The sequence below is a fragment of the Cellulomonas sp. GbtcB1 genome, from assembly GCF_019091725.1.
GTDB lineage: Bacteria > Actinomycetota > Actinomycetes > Actinomycetales > Cellulomonadaceae > Cellulomonas.
This window is the reverse complement of the sequence record NZ_JAGXJG010000422.1, coordinates 1-245: the sequence shown is the minus strand read 5'-3', so window position 1 is coordinate 245 and position 245 is coordinate 1. Positions and strand designations below refer to the sequence as shown.

The window sequence follows — 245 nt, the reverse complement described above, 5'->3', positions numbered from 1 at the left end:
GTCGACGGCGCCGTGCGGGCGGTCGGTGAGCCAGGTGGCGGCGAGCGCGGACAGCACGACCGCGTCCCCGATGCCGCCGCGGGCCTCCTTGAGGTCCGGCTCGATCAGGTACGCGAGCTCGCCGTGCCGCTCCGCGCGCTGCCCGGTGGACGCCAGCAGCTCGGGCAGCCGGCGCCCGGCGGCGGACCGCCAGTCCGCCAGCAGGGCGGACCGGGCCCGGTGGTTGGTGCCGCGGTCGCCCGCGA

At 79.6% G+C, this 245-nt stretch carries 1 pseudogene; it reads right to left on the bottom strand.

The annotated features are described in order from the left end of the window. A pseudogene (locus tag KVT14_RS20910) lies at positions 1-245 on the bottom strand (phosphohydrolase); the annotation flags it as partial.